Source organism: Enterococcus sp. DIV2419, from assembly GCF_051711865.1.
Classification (GTDB): domain Bacteria; phylum Bacillota; class Bacilli; order Lactobacillales; family Enterococcaceae; genus Enterococcus; species Enterococcus faecalis.
Genome location: NZ_JBIONS010000001.1, coordinates 2187198 through 2206246 on the forward strand (window position 1 = coordinate 2187198; position 19049 = coordinate 2206246).

Genomic DNA, 19049 nt, shown 5'->3' on the forward strand with positions numbered 1-19049 from the left:
TATCATGCTTCGACATAGTTAATTAGTCGTTCATTAATGTTTGAGCAGCTGTAATGATTGATAATTTATAAACATCTTCTTCGTTTGCACCACGTGATAAATCAGAAACTGGTTTGTTCAATCCTTGTAAGATTGGGCCAATTGCTTCAAAGTTACCTAAACGTTGAGCAATTTTGTAGCCAATATTTCCTGATTGTAAATCTGGGAATACAAAGACTGTTGCTTCTCCAGCAACTTTTGAGTTGGGCGCTTTTAATTGTGCGACAGAAGATACATAAGAAGCATCAAATTGTAATTCACCATCAATCGCATATTCAGGTGCTAATTCTTGCGCAATTTTTGTAGCTTCAGCAACTTTTGTTACTTCTGGTGCTTTTGCAGAACCTTTTGTTGAAAAACTTAACAATGAAACTTTTGGTTCAATGTCAAATAATTCAGCTGTTTTGGCACTATCAACAGCAATTTCAGCTAATTCTTGTGCAGTTGGGTTCACGTTAATCGCGCAGTCTGAGAATAAATATCTTTCTTGGTCACGACCACGAATCATTAAGAAGGCACCACTTGTACGGCTCACGCCTGGTTTTGTTTTAATAATTTGTAACGCAGGACGAACTGTATCACCTGTTGAGTGGATAGCACCACTAACCATACCATCAGCAATACCCATGTAAGTTAACATAGTACCGAAATAGTTGACATCTTTTAAGATTTTTTCAGCATCTTCTTTAGTAGCTTTTCCATTACGGCGTTCAACAAATGCTTCGACCATTTCATCCCATTTTTCATAATCATTTGGGTTGATAATAATAAAGTTTGATGTGTTGATTCCACGAGCCATAGCAGCATTTGCAATATCTGTTGGATCACCAATTAAGATTGGTTCTACTAATTCATCAGATTTTAAGCGGGCAGCAGCACCTAAGATTCTAGGATCTGTTGCTTCAGGGAAAACAATTTTGATATTACGGCGTACGACTTTAAATTTTAAGCTATCGAATAATTCCACGATAAACCCTCCAGTTTTATATTTACAAAATCCATCATACACTATTCTCAAAGAAAATAACAGTTTTTTCTAGCTGTATTAGTCAAAAAAACCAATAATCCGATAAACTTTTCACAAACCAACTCTTCTACACTATAACAGCTTGCACTGTTACACTACACTGTTTCAGGAAGTTGCCAATCAATCGGCGTTTCCCCTAAACGTTCTAGAGCGGCATTCGCTTGAGAAAACGGACGTGAGCCAAAAAAACCACGATGTGCTGACAATGGACTTGGGTGTGGCGATTTGATAATCACATGCCGAGTCGTATCAATCATTTTAATTTTTTCTTGAGCAGGACGTCCCCATAAAATGAAAACAACAGGTTTTTCACGCTCATTCAACTTTTCGATAATGACATCTGTCAGTTGCTCCCACCCTTTACCTCGATGGGAATAGGCTTGACCTGCCCGAACGGTCAACACAGTATTTAATAATAACACGCCTTGTTTGGCCCAGCTTTCTAAAAAGCCATGGTTGACGGGTTGGTACCCTAAATCAGCTTGTAATTCTTTGTAAATATTCGCAAGAGATGGCGGCACTTTCACACCTGGCTGGACAGAGAAACTTAGTCCGTGTGCTTGATTGGGTCCATGATATGGGTCTTGTCCCAAAATTACTACTTTTACTTCTTCAAAAGGGGTTAGTTCTAACGCTGAAAATAAATGATACATATCTGGATAAATCGTTTGTGTCTGATATTCTTTTTTCAAAAATTCTCGCAATTCTTGATAATACGGTTTTTCAAATTCAGCAGATAAAACGGTTTGCCAACTATTGTGAATAATTTCTTTCATAATGCTCACTCCTTCGCTCTCTAAGCATAACGAATTTCTCCAAACCTGACAAGAAATTTCTGGGTACTTTCTCTTGGAAAAACGTGGTAAACTATAGGTAAGCTTTAAATAGATAATGAGGTGTAGAGAATCGATGATTAAATTAATTGCTTCAGATATGGATGGAACACTTTTAGATGCAAAAATGAGCATCACAAATGATAACGCTTCAGCAATTCGCGAAGCGGAACGTTTAGGAATCGAATTTATGGTTGCTACTGGCCGCGCATATACCGAAGCGAAACCCGCGTTAGAAGAAGCTGGAATTGACTGCGCCATGATTACTTTAAACGGCGCCCAAGTGTTCGACAAAGATGGACACTCACTTTTCACGGCTGGGATCGAAAAAGAAACAGTAACAGAAGTACTAACTATTTTGAGTCAACACAATGTTTACTATGAAATCTCTACAAATAAAGGTATTTTTTCTGAACATCAAGAAAAAAGAATTGAAAACTTTGCCGCTCATATTGCAGAATCCATGCCCCATTTAACTTATAAAGTGGCGATTGCCATGGCTTCAGCACACCTATCTTTATTGCATATTACCTATGTTGATCGTTTAGACGACATTTTAAAAGATGATTCGATTGAAGTCCTTAAAATTATTGGCTTCAGTATGGATGGGCCGAAAGTATTAGGTCCTGCTGGGATGGAAGTAGAAGAACTAGATGATTTGGTTGTTACCTCTTCTGCGCTTAATAATATTGAAATTAACCACCGCCTAGCACAAAAAGGGATTGCGGTTGCGCGCGTCGCTAAAGAACGTGGGATTCCCGCTGAACAAGTCATGACTATTGGTGATAATTTAAATGACGTCAGCATGATTCAATGGGCTGGGGTAAGTTTTGCAATGGGCAATGCCGAACTGGAATTAAAAGAATACGCTAAATATGAAACAGCCACTAATTTAGAAAATGGTGTTGGCGAAGCCATCCTGCGTGCAATAAGAGAAGATTTGTAATAAGCACTACCAGTTACAGCACTCATTTATATATAGAAAGGAGATCGTGTCGTGTCTGAATTTTTTATTCAAGAACAACAGTTAGGAAAAGTTACGCGAACCATCGTGAAAGACCAAGCAGGCCGTTCACTTTTTCTATTGGTGGGGCGCTGGGGTACACGAGGAGATGCGCTTTCTTTATATGCAATGAACGGAGAAATTTTAGCCAGTATTAAACAAGTTTCTTGGACTTTTGGTACACGATTTGAGTTATATCAGCGTTTTGAAAAAGTGGGTACTCTACGAAAACTGTTCAATTTAAATGCTGATTTCTATTATGTTCAAGGCCTTCACTGGGCAGTTGTTGGTGATATCAAAGCGCATCAATATTCAATTTATCAAGTCCATAAAAAAATTATGTCAATGGATAAAACCATGCTTTGTACAGGCGACTATTTTGTTTTAACTGTTGCCAATGATGAGGACGCACCGTTGTGCATCTGCATAGCAGCTGTCCTTGACTACTGGTTATATAATAAGAAAAAACAAAAAACTTCCGATGATTTTGGATTAGATTTTGATCCTTTAACGGATTAATGAAAAATAACGAAGCTAAAGTGATTGACTTTAGCTTCGTTATTTTTACACTTCTTTTTGCATATGATTGTATAAGTGACCACTAATAGTCATTGTTGTGACATCTTTAAAGCCTTTGCTTGCGTATAACTTTCTCGCCCCTGGATTGTCAAAATCAACATTTAGACCCAAGGCTTGCTTCCCGCTAGCTTTAGCTACTTCAGGTAAAGCATCTAATAACTTAGAACCAATTCCCATTCCACGGAAACGTTCATCCACAGAAATCGTGTCTAAATACCATTCATTAGGCAAGGTTTCTTCTTCAATAAATAGCCGAACATCTTCTGCTAAGCCATGTTTTTTAAAGACTTCTCTTAAAGGTTCATCAATAATCTTTTCATCTTCCGCAGGATAGCCGACAGCAATCCCTGCAACTTCACCTGCATGTTCATAAACTAAAATTCGTTGATAGCCATAGCGATAGGTTGGATACGCCGTTGCCTCTGCTAATAGGTCAATCATTTGTTCTTCTGAGACTTCTTCTAAAATTGGTAACTCCATATCTTTTAAAATAACTAAGACCAGCCGAGCAATCGCTTGACCGTCTTCTTTTGTTGCCGAGCGAATCATTGTAATTCTCCTTTACATTTAACTAAAAAAGAACTGGCTACTATCATTACTGACTTAGCCAATTCCTTTTATCTTGTCTTTAGTATAACAAATTTATTATTGAATTTCTACTGTAACCTGACGTCGTCCCCAAACATGACATTGGTCTACTGAATCAAAATGAACATCAATAATATTTCCTTGAATAGCGCCACCTGTATCTCCAGCAATAGCAAAGCCATAACCAGAGACTTTCACTAATGAACCTAGAGGAATTACACTTGGATCGACTGCAACTACATTGCTTTGTTTACTTAAGTCAATACCAGTAGCACTTAGATTACTTGCACCTGGCTCACGCCAAGAATAAGCGGTTGATTCCATCTGAAGCACACGACCAGAGCCAGTTCCTGGTGTTGATGATTCGCCTGTCGATGATTCTGTCGTTGATGACGATTCGGATGAACTAGCTGAACTTGAAGATTCAGTGCTACTGCTTTCCGTACTTGTAGAAGAGCTTGATGCTTGACTGCTTGACTCTTCAACAGCTTCGGCTTCTAGTTTAGCCGCCGCATCTGCTTGCGCTTGTTTGTCGGCAGCTGCTTGTTTCTTCGCTGCTTCTGCTTTGGCAGTTTCTGCCGCACGTTTTTTCTGTGCCTCAGCTGCTGCTTTTTCGCTGACTAAGCGTTGTTGCTCTTTCTGTTTGTCTGTCGAAATTTGAGCCAATAATTCTTCATTATTCGCCATTTTTTCTTTTAAATCAGAGACTTTATTATTCATTGAAGAAGCTTCAACTTGTAATTTCTCTTCATTTTGCTTTAAAGTTGTTTGCGTATTTTCAACTTTTTCTTGTAATGCAGCTAACTTTTCTTTTTCGCTAGTTAAGCTTTCAATCTTTTCCCGTTCAAAGTTTTGTAAAACGGTCATGGCGTAGGCCCGATTAAAGAAATCTGATAAATTTTCTGCATCTAATAAGGCTTGCCAAGTACGTTGGTCGCCATTTAATTGAATATCCTTCATACGATCGCCAACAGCTTCTTTACGACGAGAAATATTTTTTTCTGTTTTTTCTATTTCCTCTTTCGAAGTTTTCAACGTATCTTCCGCTTTTGAAATTTGCGTTTTTAAACGTTCGATTTCCGCATATTTAGCATTTACATCGTCTAAGGCTGAATTGATTTCTTTACTAATTAACTCCCCAGATTGTTTCGCTTGCGCTTCTTTTTCTTGCAACGAATCAAGTGATTCTGCTGCTGCAGCGACTGGAAGTCCAAAATTGATAAGCATCATTGTTGTTAAAAATGGTATCAACTTTTTAACCTTCACTAAATCCAACACCTTTCCTAACTTATCTAAAACACCTACTCATTATACTAGTCAGGAGGGCTTGTTTTATTTCAATAATGTTACAATTTATTACAATTTAAATGCAACTCTTTTTTTATCCTGCGTTTATTCATTAGTCCATTTCTATCTCAATTCTTTAAGAATTTCTTAAGACGGCTTAAAAACTAGCTTTTGACGATTTTTCTTTTTTTCATCCCATTAGACCATTGATTGAAATATTTTGTAATATTTTTTGTTAATTATTGGCCCTTTTTCTTCAAATCTTCTAAGAGATGCCGAACTTCTTTGGAATTTTTAATGTTTTTTAAAGTTAGTTTTGGGTAATTGTTAATAAAACGACGTTGTTGGAAATTTAACCGATTTTGGAAATGCTCTTTTTTGGTTCGTTCTTTTAACTTCTGCCAATCAGCTGTAGCGATTTCCATTTTTGTGTTCAACCGTTGCTTAAATTCTTGTTGGTTCGTTTCCAACGTTTGGCCCATCTCGGTAATAAGTTTTTTGAAACCTTGCATGTTCAGCAACGTATAAATTAAGTCAAGCCCCATTACAATCACTATGCAAAGGGCTAAGTAGTTGCCAAAGGTTGCTTGTAAAAAGCTGACAACTTTGGCAATTTCTGGTTGAATAACTTTGACAATCAAGACACAACCCAATCCCCAAAAAAGAGAAACCGGTAAAGCCACACGACCGTTTAAATTAAAAGGTACATCATGATAATCCCACCAAGAGGCATGGAACAGTTTTTCCAAGCCATAACTAGTGACATATTCTAAAATCGTCACTAAAACAGCCGATCCGACATACAATACCAAGAGATTGTTTTCAAAGGGTTCCACAAAATAGAGAACGCTTAAGACCCCAAATCCATAAATAGGACAATAAGGCCCTACCAAAAATCCTCGATAAACAAATTTTTTGGCTTTTAATGAACAATACACCGTTTCCCATAACCAGCCGATAAAGGAATAAATAAAAAATAACAAAATAACCTGACTCATTTTTTCCACGTTTCTGTCACTCTCCACTTCTTTGCGCTTTTCTTCTATTTTAACAGAAGTTGAGAAAATGTAGCGAACAACTTTCTTTCATTGAAAGATTAGGCTACAATGAGAGCAGCAAAGGGAGGAATCTTATGTTTGGTTTATTGAAATACGCAAAAAATTATCGAAAACAAATTATCCTCGGTCCAGTCTTCAAATTTTTAGAAGCTTGTTTCGAGTTAGTCTTGCCCTTATTCATGGCTCACTTAGTCGATGTCGGTATTCGTCAAAACGACCGACAGACTGTCATAGAAATGGCCCTCTGGATGCTTGTTATGTCGTTAGTTGGTTTATTTTTTGTCATGATTTGTCAATATTATGCTTCAGTCGCTTCGCAAGGTTTTGGGACGGAGCTAAGAAATCAATTAATGAAGAAAATTAATCAGCTTTCACACAAAGAATTAAATAGTTTTGGTACAGATACCCTCATCACTCGGATCACAAACGATATCAACCAGCTTCAATTGGCTTTAGCGATGTTTATTCGGTTGGTCATTCGGACACCTTTTTTAAGTATTGGTTCTGTGGTCATGGCTTTTTACATTGATGTGCAGATGGGCTTTCTTTTCCTATTACTTTTACCAATTTTTAGCCTTATTCTCTTTATTATCATTAAAGTGACTGTGCCTTTATATCAAAAAGTCCAAGAATATTTGGATCGGTTAAACCGTCAAATTAGTCAAAACTTAAGCGGTGTCCGTGTGATCCGTGCGTTTGCTAGAAAGGAAACAGAGCAACGACATGTTGATAAAGCTTCAGATGATTTAGGCGATATTTACATTCGTGTATCGAATGTTTCTGCTTTATTAACGCCTTTAACCACTTTGATTATGAATGTTGGAATTTTATTTTTACTTTATTTTAGTGGCTTAAAAGTTTCTTTCGGTTCCCTGCAACAAGGGGAAGTTTTAGCATTGATCAATTATATGAATCAAATGATGCTCGCTTTAATTGTTGCTTCTAATCTCGTGGTAATTTTTACGCGAGCTGCCGCTTCCGCAAACCGTGTCAATGAGGTTTTAACTGTAGAAAGCCAGTTAACAGATACACCAGAATCAGCAAAAACATCTCCACAATTTGGTGATATTACCTTTGACCATGTAGATTTTCGCTATGAACCAGAGGCCGGTTTGGCTTTGGAAAATATCAATTTTACGATTCCTAAAGGCTCAATTCTCGGCATCACAGGACCTACCGGCAGCGGGAAAAGTACCTTAACCCAACTCATTCCCAGATTTTATGATGTGAGTGCAGGAAACCTTTTTATTAATGGTATAAATGTGCGCGATTGGCCGCTCTTTACTTTACGCCAACAAGTTGCAAGTGTTCCACAAACTGCCGTCTTATTTACAGGGACTATTCGAGAAAACTTACAATGGGGCAAACCAAATGCAACTGATGAAGACTGTTGGGAAGCATTAGCTATCGCCCAATGTAAAGAATTTGTTGAACAATTAGACCAAGGGTTAGACACGCCTGTTAACGAAGGCGGAAAAAACTTTTCTGGTGGACAAAGACAACGGTTGACCATTGCCCGTGCCTTGATTAGGAAACCGCATTTACTTATTTTAGATGATTCCTTGAGTGCCCTCGACTATCAAACAGATTTGAATCTGCGCCGTGCTTTACAAAAAGAACGAGCAGAGACAACCGTTATTTTAATTTCACAACGCGTGAGTTCGATTGCTACGGCGAATCAAATTTTAGTCCTAGATAGTGGAAAAGTCGCTGGCCTTGGCACCCACGAAGAATTACTTACTTCTTCTAAAGAGTATCAAGAAATCGTTGCGTCACAGGAGGAGGATACCCATGCAAACTAAAAAAATTCATTTTGGCGCCTTCTCACGTTTTAAGCCGTATTTACTACGCTATCCAAAAGAAATTATCGGCGCCTTAATCCTAGGAATTCTCAGTGGTTTTTCGACTGTCCTCATGACTTATTATATAGGTAAATCCGTTGATACAATGGTTGGTAAAGGACAAGTCAATGCTGCGCAACTCATCAAAATTTTAGGTTTATTAGCAGGGATTTTACTCGTAACCGTTCTAAGTCAATGGCTGATTCAACGTCTCGGTAATCGCGTGTCTTATTTATCGACCACACAGCTGAGAAAAGATGCCTTTGCCCATTTAAATCAATTACCGTTAAGTTATTATGACCAAACGTCACACGGAAATATCGTCAGTCGCTTTACCAACGATATTGACAATATTTCAATGGCTTGCTCGGCTGTCTTCAACCAATTATTTTCCGGCATGGCCACCGTCGTTGTTGCTTTGCTCTTTATGATTCGGCTAAGTCCCCTGCTCACATTAGTGGTTCTTATCAGTACGCCGATTATTTTTATTGTAAACTGGCTTGTTGCAAAAGCTTCACAAAAAAACTTTGCTGCACAACAAACGATTGTTGGTGAAATTTCCGGCTTCGTTTCAGAAATGGTTGGCAACCAAAAAATTGTTAAAGCCTTTCAACAAGAACAAGCTACGCAAGAAACATTTGAAGCATTGAATCAAACGTTGTATGAAAAAGGACAGAAGGCTCAGTTTTCTTCTTCCTTAACCAACCCACTTTCTCGATTTATCGACCATTTATCTTACTTATCGATTGGATTAGTCGGTGGCTTGTTAGTTTTAAGTGGCAATCCTTTAGTCACAGTTGGTGTTATTTCCAGTTTCACCATTTACTCTAGTCAATTTTCTAAACCTTTTATTGAACTCTCAGGAATTACCAACCAAATCCAAGCCGCCTTAGCTGGATTGGAACGTACCTTTGATATGATGGATCAACCAGTTGAACGTCCTGATGCCCCGAACGCAATTGTTTTGAAAGAAGCGCGAGGCCGTGTTGAATTTAAAGACGTTGATTTTTCTTACACGCCGACGCGACCTTTAATCGAAAACTTTAATTTAATTGCTGAACCAGGAGAAACAATTGCCATTGTTGGACGAACTGGTGCGGGTAAATCAACATTAGTGAATTTGTTAATGCGCTTTTACGAGGTCGACCGTGGCCAAATTACGGTTGATACTCACGACATTACTCAAATTACTCGGGACAGCTTGCGAAAAAGTTTTGGTATGGTTCTCCAAGATACTTGGCTATTCGATAGCTCCATTCGGGAAAATTTAACGTACGGAAATCCTGAAGCCTCTGACGAAGAAATTATAGAAGCCATGAAAAAAGCCCATATTTTTGATTTCGTCATGCGTTTACCTCAAGGACTAGATACCGAGATTGGTTCCCAAGGCGTTAAAATTTCTGAAGGACAACGACAATTAATGACCATTGCACGCACGATGATTAGTAATCCGCCGATGCTTATTTTAGATGAAGCGACCAGTTCAGTTGATACATTGACCGAACAAAAAATTCAGGATGCTTTTTTACAAATGATGACTGGCCGGACCAGTTTTGTTATTGCCCATCGCTTAGCAACAATCAAAAGTGCTGAAAAAATTCTAGTTATGGACAATGGTCAAGTAGTTGAAATTGGCACCCATGACGAATTATTGCAAAAAGAACAGGGTTATTATCGTGACCTTTACGAAGCACAGTTTAATCAAAAAGCACAATAAAAAAGAGTCACTTTTCTGGGATGATGAAAAGTGACTCTTTTAATTTTAAATTTATTGATCTAATTCAGATAATGGTTTCCCAAATAAACGTTTAAAGGGAATTTTATTGCCTAAATAATAAGTGGCAATTACTTGAATAGGAAAGAAAATAACTGTTTTAATTAAGCGTGGCACCCACCAAGCAAAATTTGCTAGATTGACGCCATACATTAAACTTAACCACAAAGGAGTTAAAATGATATTAATTAAAACGGTGACCAACAATGTCGCCAAAATCACTCGTTGCCATGTCATTTCTTTCTTATAATAGAAATAACCATAAATAGCACCAGCCAAAAAGGCATTTAAAGTAAACCCAGGAAAATAGCCTGCCTTTGGAAAAAGCAACATTCCTACCACATCAGCCACCGCCGTGCCGATTCCAGCCCAAAAAGGTCCGAAAATCATCCCAATCAATGATTCTGGGATAAACGTGAAACTGATTTTTAAAAACGTTGTTTCATACGCAAAAAAGCGTGAAAAGACAACGACCACCGCAATGAGTACGCCCATTAACGCAATGGATTTTGTGCCAAATTTTTTCTTTGTCATTTTTAGCATCTCCTCTAAGAGCTGCTACATGACGAACCATGCAGCGAATGCGAAAACAAAACCGCGAACATTAAAAAGCTGAACGTGTTGTTCTGATGATAAGCAAAGTAAGAACCTTTGCTTTCTAGCAACACACTGTTTATGTTCTTCGTCCAAAAGGCAACATCCCATCCTTTTAGCACTTAACGCTTTGTCTCCTACTCTGTTATTTTATTTGGACAAAAGTCCTCATAAAATATACCACAAAATAGTCAAAATAACCATTAAGGTTCTCTAAAAAGCTAACGGTCGACGATCCCCTTCATGGATAACCTCACGGAAGTCCGCAAACCCCGCCTCGACACCTCTCAAAAGAATTTCAGCACTGCCGATATTGGTCGCTAAAGGAATTTCATAGACATCACTTAGACGAATCAAAGCCGTCACATCTGGTTCATGCGGTTGCGCGGAAAGAGGATCTCTTAAAAAAATAACTAAATCAATGTTGTCTTCTGATATCATTGCGCCAATCTGTTGATCCCCACCTAATGGCCCCGATTTAAAGCAATGCACGGGTAAGCCAGTTGCTTCCATCACTTTCATGCCTGTCGTTCCCGTTGCATACAATTCATGTTTTTCTAAAATATGTTTATAAGCGGTTGCTAGTTTGATCATTAATGTTTTTTTACGATCATGAGCGATTAAAGCGATTTTCATGTTATCCAACTCCTGTCTTTGTTATATTATAACAAAAGTTTATCGATAAATCCGCTGAGAGTGTTTGCCCTTTGTCACCTTGACGAAAAAGTCTTCTTTTTCTTGTGCAACTCTCCCTTGCTGAAAGACAGCGTTTTCATTTAAACTATGAGTAACAAATCAAAAAGAAAAGAGTGACGTATCAAATGGTGGAAATGGCGCTTAGAAATGTGTATAAAAAATATGATAATGCAGAACATTATTCTGTTACAGATTTTAACTTAGAAATTACAGACCGTGAATTTATCGTCTTTGTCGGACCTTCTGGTTGCGGTAAATCAACAACATTGCGCATGATTGCTGGCTTAGAAGATATTACTGAAGGTGAATTATCAATTGGGGACAAAGTCATGAATGACGTTGCACCGAAAGATCGTGATATTGCCATGGTTTTCCAAAACTATGCGCTTTATCCGCATATGACTGTTTTTGATAACATGGCTTTTGGTTTAAAACTAAGAAAATATGATAAAGCTGAAATTAAAAAACGGGTGGAAAATGCTGCGGATATTTTGGGCTTAACAGAGTACCTACAGCGTAAACCTGCGGCGCTTTCTGGTGGACAACGCCAACGTGTTGCACTTGGCCGGGCAATTGTCCGTGATGCCAAAGTCTTTTTAATGGATGAACCTTTATCAAACTTGGATGCAAAATTACGTGTAGCCATGCGTGCTGAAATCGCTAAACTACACCAACGTTTAGAAACTACGACAATTTATGTGACACATGACCAAACCGAAGCGATGACCATGGCTGATCGAATCGTAATTATGAAAGATGGCTTTATTCAACAAATTGGTTCACCAAAAGAAGTTTACAATACACCCAAAAATATGTTCGTAGCTGGGTTCATCGGCTCACCTGCCATGAATTTCTTCAAAGTTACCTTAAACAATGGGGTTATTTCTAACCAACATGGTTTAAAACTAGCAATTCCTGAAGGAAGAAACAAAGAGCTTGTTGAACATGGTTATGAAGGCAAAGAATTAATTTTCGGTATTCGTCCAGAAGATATTCATAGCGAACAAGTGGCTTTAACGGCAATGAAAGATGCGGTGATTAAATCTGAAGTCGTTGTTTCTGAATTATTAGGGGCTGAATCCATGCTTTATACAAAAATTGGTGATACAGAGTTTATCTCAAAAGTAGATGCTCGTGACTTCCACCATCCTGGTGAAATGATTGACTTAGCTTTTGATATTAACAAAGGACATTTCTTCGACCCTCAAACAGAAGAAGTCATTAAATAAAAAAATCTCGAGGCATCCGTCGCAATGACGGATGCCTCGATTGTTTCTCTTTATGCTAATTTAACCTTCTTCTTTATCACTTTGGGTTGTTTCGCTTCTGTAAAAGTTGGAATATCTACATGTTTACTTAAGGTACTTGCTAAAAAGTAGGCAATACTGAAATCCACCAAACTATGAATTAATCCACCAACGCCCATCAAAAGAAAAATAGAATACATGAAGCCGGCTGTATAATAAGTTCCTGGCAAGTTGCCCATTGTGTAAAATACAGAAACAACCACTAGCTCGGCAGCGGAATGAATCACTCCAATTCCCACGTTAAACAACTGTAATTTCCCATTTAATAAAGTGAATTTCCCCTCTTTATTGATTAAAATTTCTGGATACTTTTGTAAAATCACTGCGCCAATGACTGCAAAAATCAAATGAGATAAGGCCCGCAAAGCAATAATCGGTGTTGCGGATAAGAAAAAACCAAAACCTGTTCCTAGACTAACCGCAATTGCCACCACTGGAGAAATAAACATGGCAATAAAAACTGGGACGTGACTTGCTAATGTAAAACTGGCTGGACCAATGGTAATTCTTGGCATAACCATTGGAATGATAATCCCCATTGCAATTAAAAGTGCTGAAATTGTTAAACGTTTTACTGAGTTTGTTTTCATTAAAACTGCCTCCTAAAGGTGTCATGACACCTTTTGTTTTTCTCAAGTGTAGCTGAACAGCCGCAATGTGTCAAGACACATAAAAGAACTTTCTGTTATTTCTCATAAATAACAGAAAGTTCTTTTTTATACTGGTTTATTTTTTTCTAAAGCATTACTTAAACGAGCGAATTCTTCTAAAGACAATGTTTCACCACGTCTAGAAGGATCAATTTCTGCTTCAGCTAGGCTCTCTTTTAGCCAAGCCACCGTTTGTTCATCTTTCCCATAAAAATGCGTTAAGTTATTCCACAATGTTTTACGTCTTAATTGGAAACTGGCTTTGGTTAATTTGAAAAATTCTTTTTCATTGGTCACTGTCACTGCTGGTGTAGCACGGCGCGTCAATTTAATAATCGCCGAGTCAACATTGGGCTGCGGCACAAAAACCGTTTTTGGCACAATAAAGGCGACACTTGCTTCCATAAAATATTGAACAGCAATTGATAATGAGCCATAAGCTTTCGTTCCTGGTTTAGCAGCAATTCGATCAGCGACCTCTTTTTGCATCATCACAACCATTTCGGCTACATCTAAAGAAGATTCTAAAAAATGCATCATAATTGGCGTAGTAATATAGTAAGGTAGGTTAGCCACCACTTTGATCGGATACTTCTCTTGAAAAACTTGGTTGGTTGTCTCGACCAAATCAGCTTTTAAAACATCCTGATGCACCACTGTTACATTATCATAGCGACTTAAGGTATCTGCTAAGACAGGAATCAAGCGATCATCAATCTCAAAAGCCACAACTTGTGCCGCGTTCATCGCTAATTGCTCTGTTAATGCACCAATTCCAGGCCCGACTTCGACAACATTTGTCTGCTGATTGATTCCCGCTGTTTCTACAATTTTTCTTAAAATATTAGGCTCTGTCAAAAAATTTTGACCTAAACTCTTTTTAAATGAAAATCCATGCTTTTTTAATATTTCTTTGGTTCTGGATGGTGTGGCAATTTCTTTATAGTCCGTCACGCTTGTTCCTCCATGTAGTTATTCTTCGTTTGCAAGTTCTTTTAAAATACGTGTCATGCTTTCTTTCAATTCTGCTTCTGTAATCCGAAACATGCTTAACCGTTTGACTAACTGTTTGCTATTTGTATAGCCAATTCTTAGGTCATCTCCTAATAATTCACGGTATTTTTTTGCATTTGCTCCCGCTATTAAACCATATTCAACTAGTGTTTGTCTAGGAATTTCTTGATAGTCTTCACCAGCTTGAACAGGTGTTACGACTTTTTTTAAGGCTTCAATAATTGCTTCATCACTAGCATGTTCAACCCCTAGGCTACCACCATTTTTTTTAGGCACTGCGACTTTTCTTGATAAAAAAGCATGCTTCGCATCAGGGACAACTTCCATTATTGTTTTACGAATTTTTTCGCCAGAATAGTCTGGATCTGTAAAAATAATCACGCCTCTCGTTTCTTGTGCGTGTTCAATTTGTGTCAAAATTTCATCATTGATAGCAGAGCCAATCGTTTCAATCGTATCCGCTGCAACTACTTCTTGAATGCGGCGTGTGTCGTCTTTTCCTTCAACGACAATGATTTCTGCAACTTTCATTTTTTCCTTCATTTATCTATCCGAAACAAGCGATGAGCGTTGACTCTCGTTTGTTCTGCCACTTCTTCAAAGGTTAGTTGACGCAATTCAGCAATTTTTTCCACTACGTATCGTGTATAGCCTGGTTCATTCCGTTTACCACGATAAGGAACCGGGGCTAAATAGGGTGCATCTGTTTCCACCAACATTCGTTCGAGTGGTACCGCCATCGCCGCTTCTTGAACATCCAACGCCTTTTTAAACGTCACGACGCCACTAAAAGAAATATGCAGACCTAAATCTAAAAATTTCTTCATCCACTCAGCATCGCCACTGAAACTATGCATGATTCCACCAATATCTGAAACTTTTTCATCTTTTAAAATTCGATAGGTATCTTCTAATGCCTCTCTCGTATGCACACTAAACGGTAAATTCATTTCCCGAGCAATCGCAATTTGACGGCGAAAGACTTTTTCTTGCACCTCTTTAGGATCCTCCATCCAGTAATAATCAAGACCGATTTCACCTAATGCGACAATTTTTGGTAACGTTAATTGTTCTTGTAATCGTCGTTCAACCTCTGGCGTATAGCTACCCGCTTCTGTTGGATGCCAACCAATGATACTATAAATATTGGCATATTCCTGACTAAGTAAAAGAGATTTTTCAATCGTTGGTTCATCAAAACCGACCACGGCCATCTCTGTAACACCCAATTCTTGGGCATGTGCAATCGTTTCTGGAATATCATCATTAAATTGTTCTGCATTCAAATGTGTGTGTGTATCAAAAATCATTATGATTGCCTCCTTTATCTCCTCTCTACTTTATCATATTTCTTGAAAAATCTGAATGACTAGGCGACAAGATTCGCCATTTCCTCATAAACAGCGCTTGCATTTATGCTAAAAGTAACGTATACTATTCAGTCATGTTATTAAAAGGAGGAATCTCCATGACCGATGAAAAAATTTATGAACAACAGTATTTAACAACGGTTTATCATGAGCTGCAAGCGGCTAAAAAAGTTTACGAAGAGCAATTGGCGAACACAATGAAAGATGGCAAACATATGCTAGAGGAATTTGGTCGCGATTCTAAGCTGAATTTTGATAGTTATGCCGATAATCTAGAAACGTTTGCCATGTTGGAAATGAAGAACCGTGAAATTGATCAATGGAACTTAAAAAATGAAGCAACGGCTAAAAATTTAGACAAAGTGAAACGCCTATTACAAGTTCCTTATTTTGGCAAAATTGGCGTGACTTTTGAAGACAGCCCTGAAGAGCCAGAAAACTTTTATATTGGCGTAAACGATTTTACTTCTTTAGAAGAAGAAACGCGCATTCACGATTGGCGCTCACCGATTGCTTCGTTATTTTATGACAATGTTTTAGGGAAAACAGCCTACACGGCACATCAACAAACCATTCCTGTACAACTTGATTTGAAAAGACAGTTAATTATTGAAAAAGATCAATTAATCAACTATTTTGACACAACCATTGCGATTCAAGATGATGTGTTATTGCATTCTTTAGAAGAAGATGCTTCTCCTTATATGAAGGACATTACGACAACCATTCAACAAGAACAAAATCAAATAATTCGTGACGAAACGCAGCCACTCCTACTAGTCAACGGGATTGCTGGTAGTGGGAAAACGTCTGCGATTATGCAACGGATTGCTTATTTACTTTATCAACATCGAGCAGAAATTACAGCGGATAATATTTTATTACTTTCACCAAATTCAACATTTATTGATTATATTTCTCAAGTTTTACCGAATTTAGGCGAACGAAATCCCTTGAATTTGACTCTTTTACAATTTTTGCGCTTCACTACCAAAGAATCATGGCCAATGGAAGAAGAAACGGACTATTTCGAACGCATTACTCGCTCTGAGGCAACGGAGCAAGAGCACGTTATTCGTTCAAAAGAATTTGCAACGTTTCTTTTAAGCAATCCTGAAAAAGCGGTTGTGCAGCCACATTTTTTCCGTCCTTTAACTTTTAAAAAGCAGACCTTATTTACTTCAGAAACAATTTTTAAACTTTATCAAGAAACACCAGCTGACTTGAGTATTCGCCAACGAATTTCAGCCACAAAAGAAAAATTAACCAGTCTTTGGACACGGTACTTATTAAAACAAGCCCATTCTAAAAAAATGTTGGATCAATTCCAAGATTTAACAGAAGCTGAACAAGTTCGTTATTTTGGCACAGTGATTACCGAAGATAATGAAAAATATCTGGCTGATTTTGCTTTAAAACGTTTGAAGAAAAAATATCGCTCTATCACTGCCGCTATCAAAAATGATGCTTGGCTAGATCAATGGGCCTTTTTTGAAACGTTTTATTCTTTATTCACTGAAAAATCGTATCAAAAAGAGACAGCTGTTTTCACAGCCGATGAAATTGTGGCCCTTATTTTGGTGAAACATGCATTTATTGAAAACCTCGCCAACCAGCAAATGGCTTTTATCCTAGTCGATGAAGTCCAAGATTATACAGAAGCCCAATTATTATTACTGCTGACACTTTTCCCTAAAGCTAGTTTTACTTTAGCTGGTGATGAAAATCAAGCCATTTTTAATACAGCCATTGAATTTTCTGAAGCCCATGATCTATTGGTTAACGAAACCAGCCGTTCTGTTGGAACCTATCAATTATTAAACAGTTACCGTTCAAGTAAAGAAATTACACGACTCTTCCAAACATTAGGCACTCAACCAGAGCAATTAACCATTGTGCCCATCCGGCATGATGGAGAAAAGCCGACATTTATTCCTTGTGACTCTGCGTCTGACTATCTTAAAGCAATCGTCACTTCCATTGCAACTTTTGATCCGAAAGAAAGCACCGCCATTATTACTAAAACATTTGCAGAAAAAGAACAATTAACAAAAGAACTTAGTGCTTCTCTTTCATTGGAAGAGCATCCGTCACTGCAAGTTTTATCAATTGATATGGCAAAAGGTCTAGAATTTGATAATGTAATTCTTCATAACCCAAATGTTAATCGTTATTCCGACAATAAACGAGATAAAAAAATCCTGTATACTGCTATTTCTCGTGGAATGAAACGGGTCGTTTTACCTTATACCGGCACACTTTCTGAATGGTTTACACCTTACTTGGCAGCCCAGTAACTGAGACTTAAGGCGGATTTTATTTTTAGAAAAACCACTTATAATAGACGAGTAGGTACTGCTTTTTAATTAGCAGACCTACTCGTTTGTTGTCTCTTAAGTTGAGAGGAGTGTGAGAAAGTGAAACAATCACCTGATTTAGAAAATTTTTTAAAAACCTCTATCCAAAAAAATGTAACTATTGAGCGAAAACAACAAAACCAAACCATTTGGCACTGGCTACTGCTTATTTTATTTGGCTTACTAACTTTTGGCTCACTGACACAGCAGTTACTCCTAATTGGCTTGTTTACACTTATTGCCGCTATTGTTAAAGGTCCCTTAATGCTCGTCTGGGGAACCATCTATTCGGCGTTAGTGGCTTTGTTTCCACCTTTTGCTTTAGTCCTATCTTTACTTTTTTTTATAATTAATTTAGGCACCGTTATGAAAAGTTGGCGTATTACTTTAACAAGTGCTTACTTTTATCTAATTCCTTTAGGTTTTAGCCTCTTGAAAACGACCGACTGGGTATCAACGCCTTATTTCCTGACAGGCTTGGCTTTGTTAAGTATTTTAGGGCTGCATTTTATATTAGAGTGGCTCTATAAAAATAATAGCTTAGGCCGTTTACTCACGTGGCAAATTATTAGTGTCCCTTTTTCACTCTTACTGATTATTTTACCAAGTCGCCTAACGAAAGGCCGTTTTGGTAAAAAACGAATACCTAAAAAAGTGAAACTCTAAAATAGAAAAGCCTAGGAAAAATCGCAAATGATTTTTTCTAGGCTTTTCTTCGATTCTTTTAATTTAAAAATTCGTTGATTTTCGATTTTAGGACGTCGATAAAACTGGAGAAAGAGAGTTCATTTGTTTGTGAATATGTCCAATGAGCCAATAACAGAAAAACTAAAATAACCAGTATCGCAACCACTAAAAAGGTTCTAATTCTTGCCCTTCTTTTTCTACGTTGAACTGTTAGCCGTGCTTGTTCCCTTACTCTCATAGCTTCTAAATAATACGGACGCCATTTAGGATCATTTTTTCGTTGCTCATAAAATTTAAATTTATGATAAGCCATCAAACTTCCCCCACATCAAATCACTTTTCTTC

General features: G+C 37.7%; 19 protein-coding genes and 1 riboswitch. Of the genes, 7 read left to right on the forward strand and 12 right to left on the reverse strand.

Translation table 11 applies throughout. The annotated features are described in order from the left end of the window. Positions 1-22 precede the first annotated feature (22 nt). Both pta and IGI97_RS10355 read right to left on the reverse strand, forming a co-directional pair. On the reverse strand, positions 23-1006 hold the full coding sequence (pta, locus tag IGI97_RS10350) for a phosphate acetyltransferase (protein ID WP_002355836.1): 984 nt from the start codon (positions 1004-1006) through the stop codon (positions 23-25). Between the two features lie 155 nt (positions 1007-1161). Then, positions 1162-1842 (reverse strand): uracil-DNA glycosylase, encoded by a 681-nt coding sequence (locus tag IGI97_RS10355; protein ID WP_002363309.1) that lies wholly within the window; start codon positions 1840-1842, stop codon positions 1162-1164. 133 nt (positions 1843-1975) lie between these two features. On the opposite strand from IGI97_RS10355, the gene IGI97_RS10360 reads away from it, so the two are divergent. Next, positions 1976-2845: a Cof-type HAD-IIB family hydrolase gene (locus IGI97_RS10360; RefSeq protein WP_002383369.1), complete on the forward strand. Its 870-nt coding sequence runs from the start codon at positions 1976-1978 to the stop codon at positions 2843-2845. 51 nt (positions 2846-2896) lie between these two features. Beyond that, positions 2897-3421, forward strand: coding sequence for an LURP-one-related/scramblase family protein (locus IGI97_RS10365; protein ID WP_002355833.1), 525 nt, complete (start codon positions 2897-2899; stop codon positions 3419-3421). A 45-nt stretch (positions 3422-3466) separates the two neighbouring features. On the opposite strand, the gene IGI97_RS10370 is transcribed toward IGI97_RS10365, so the two are convergent. The 3 genes from IGI97_RS10370 to IGI97_RS10380 all read right to left on the reverse strand — a co-directional run bounded on the left by IGI97_RS10370 (position 3467) and on the right by IGI97_RS10380 (position 6363). Continuing rightward, complete coding sequence (locus IGI97_RS10370; protein WP_002355832.1) at positions 3467-4030, reverse strand: GNAT family N-acetyltransferase; 564 nt, start codon at positions 4028-4030, stop codon at positions 3467-3469. A 96-nt stretch (positions 4031-4126) separates the two neighbouring features. Next, positions 4127-5347: a 3D domain-containing protein gene (locus tag IGI97_RS10375; protein ID WP_438738587.1), complete on the reverse strand. Its 1221-nt coding sequence runs from the start codon at positions 5345-5347 to the stop codon at positions 4127-4129. Positions 5348-5595: 248 nt separating this feature from the next. Further along, positions 5596-6363, reverse strand: coding sequence for a putative ABC transporter permease (locus tag IGI97_RS10380; protein ID WP_002387023.1), 768 nt, complete (start codon positions 6361-6363; stop codon positions 5596-5598). A 125-nt stretch (positions 6364-6488) separates the two neighbouring features. On the opposite strand from IGI97_RS10380, the gene IGI97_RS10385 reads away from it, so the two are divergent. Next, the gene (locus tag IGI97_RS10385) at positions 6489-8216 is read left to right on the forward strand and encodes an ABC transporter ATP-binding protein (protein ID WP_002363303.1); all 1728 of its coding nucleotides are present in this window, start codon (positions 6489-6491) and stop codon (positions 8214-8216) included. Beyond that, positions 8206-9972 carry an ABC transporter ATP-binding protein gene (locus IGI97_RS10390; RefSeq protein WP_002355825.1) on the forward strand — a complete coding sequence of 589 codons (1767 nt, stop codon included), beginning with the start codon at positions 8206-8208 and terminating at the stop codon, positions 9970-9972. The genes IGI97_RS10385 and IGI97_RS10390 overlap by 11 nt, the downstream gene beginning before the upstream one ends. 51 nt (positions 9973-10023) lie before the next feature. On the opposite strand, the gene IGI97_RS10395 is transcribed toward IGI97_RS10390, so the two are convergent. After that, a complete protein-coding gene (locus tag IGI97_RS10395; RefSeq protein ID WP_002385065.1) occupies positions 10024-10572 on the reverse strand; it encodes a folate family ECF transporter S component in 549 nt (182 codons plus the stop codon). 30 nt (positions 10573-10602) lie between these two features. Continuing rightward, a riboswitch (THF riboswitch) is annotated at positions 10603-10770 on the reverse strand. 66 nt (positions 10771-10836) lie between these two features. Beyond that, positions 10837-11259, reverse strand: coding sequence for a methylglyoxal synthase (mgsA, locus tag IGI97_RS10400; protein WP_002355823.1), 423 nt, complete (start codon positions 11257-11259; stop codon positions 10837-10839). 185 nt (positions 11260-11444) lie between these two features. Here mgsA and IGI97_RS10405 point away from each other — a divergent pair, with 185 nt between their 5' ends. Continuing rightward, positions 11445-12548 carry an ABC transporter ATP-binding protein gene (locus tag IGI97_RS10405; RefSeq protein WP_002355822.1) on the forward strand — a complete coding sequence of 368 codons (1104 nt, stop codon included), beginning with the start codon at positions 11445-11447 and terminating at the stop codon, positions 12546-12548. A 50-nt stretch (positions 12549-12598) separates the two neighbouring features. Here IGI97_RS10405 and IGI97_RS10410 read toward each other — a convergent pair whose 3' ends face one another. The 4 genes from IGI97_RS10410 to IGI97_RS10425 all read right to left on the reverse strand — a co-directional run bounded on the left by IGI97_RS10410 (position 12599) and on the right by IGI97_RS10425 (position 15600). Then, positions 12599-13216, reverse strand: coding sequence for a hypothetical protein (locus tag IGI97_RS10410; protein ID WP_113848719.1), 618 nt, complete (start codon positions 13214-13216; stop codon positions 12599-12601). A gap of 126 nt (positions 13217-13342) precedes the next feature. Continuing rightward, on the reverse strand, positions 13343-14230 hold the full coding sequence (gene rsmA / locus IGI97_RS10415) for a 16S rRNA (adenine(1518)-N(6)/adenine(1519)-N(6))-dimethyltransferase RsmA (protein ID WP_002358849.1): 888 nt from the start codon (positions 14228-14230) through the stop codon (positions 13343-13345). 18 nt (positions 14231-14248) lie between these two features. Continuing rightward, a complete protein-coding gene (gene rnmV, locus IGI97_RS10420; protein WP_002368172.1) occupies positions 14249-14833 on the reverse strand; it encodes a ribonuclease M5 in 585 nt (194 codons plus the stop codon). Next, a complete protein-coding gene (locus IGI97_RS10425; protein WP_010712094.1) occupies positions 14830-15600 on the reverse strand; it encodes a TatD family hydrolase in 771 nt (256 codons plus the stop codon). The genes rnmV and IGI97_RS10425 overlap by 4 nt, the downstream gene beginning before the upstream one ends. 134 nt (positions 15601-15734) lie before the next feature. Here IGI97_RS10425 and IGI97_RS10430 point away from each other — a divergent pair, with 134 nt between their 5' ends. Continuing rightward, entirely contained in the window at positions 15735-17957 is a 2223-nt protein-coding gene (locus IGI97_RS10430; protein WP_438738589.1) for a HelD family protein, read from the forward strand. Positions 17958-18077: 120 nt separating this feature from the next. Further along, a complete protein-coding gene (locus tag IGI97_RS10435; RefSeq protein WP_002383359.1) occupies positions 18078-18683 on the forward strand; it encodes a hypothetical protein in 606 nt (201 codons plus the stop codon). A gap of 58 nt (positions 18684-18741) precedes the next feature. On the opposite strand, the gene IGI97_RS10440 is transcribed toward IGI97_RS10435, so the two are convergent. Then, positions 18742-19017 (reverse strand): hypothetical protein, encoded by a 276-nt coding sequence (locus tag IGI97_RS10440; RefSeq protein ID WP_002361374.1) that lies wholly within the window; start codon positions 19015-19017, stop codon positions 18742-18744. Positions 19018-19049 lie beyond the last annotated feature (32 nt).

Excerpts from the sequence above, each read along its gene's own strand:
- IGI97_RS10405 (WP_002355822.1), top strand. The coding sequence starts at position 11,445 with ATGGTGGAAATGGCGCTTAGAAATGTGTATAAAAAATATGATAATGCA.
- IGI97_RS10390 (WP_002355825.1), top strand. The coding sequence starts at position 8,206 with ATGCAAACTAAAAAAATTCATTTTGGCGCCTTCTCACGTTTTAAGCCG.
- IGI97_RS10410 (WP_113848719.1), bottom strand. The coding sequence starts at position 13,216 with ATGAAAACAAACTCAGTAAAACGTTTAACAATTTCAGCACTTTTAATT.
- IGI97_RS10395 (WP_002385065.1), bottom strand. The coding sequence starts at position 10,572 with ATGCTAAAAATGACAAAGAAAAAATTTGGCACAAAATCCATTGCGTTA.
- IGI97_RS10370 (WP_002355832.1), bottom strand. The coding sequence starts at position 4,030 with ATGATTCGCTCGGCAACAAAAGAAGACGGTCAAGCGATTGCTCGGCTG.
- rnmV (WP_002368172.1), bottom strand. The coding sequence starts at position 14,833 with ATGAAGGAAAAAATGAAAGTTGCAGAAATCATTGTCGTTGAAGGAAAA.
- mgsA (WP_002355823.1), bottom strand. The coding sequence starts at position 11,259 with ATGAAAATCGCTTTAATCGCTCATGATCGTAAAAAAACATTAATGATC.
- IGI97_RS10425 (WP_010712094.1), bottom strand. The coding sequence starts at position 15,600 with ATGATTTTTGATACACACACACATTTGAATGCAGAACAATTTAATGAT.
- IGI97_RS10355 (WP_002363309.1), bottom strand. The coding sequence starts at position 1,842 with ATGAAAGAAATTATTCACAATAGTTGGCAAACCGTTTTATCTGCTGAA.
- IGI97_RS10440 (WP_002361374.1), bottom strand. The coding sequence starts at position 19,017 with ATGGCTTATCATAAATTTAAATTTTATGAGCAACGAAAAAATGATCCT.
- IGI97_RS10430 (WP_438738589.1), top strand. The coding sequence starts at position 15,735 with ATGTTATTAAAAGGAGGAATCTCCATGACCGATGAAAAAATTTATGAA.
- IGI97_RS10385 (WP_002363303.1), top strand. The coding sequence starts at position 6,489 with ATGTTTGGTTTATTGAAATACGCAAAAAATTATCGAAAACAAATTATC.
- IGI97_RS10360 (WP_002383369.1), top strand. The coding sequence starts at position 1,976 with ATGATTAAATTAATTGCTTCAGATATGGATGGAACACTTTTAGATGCA.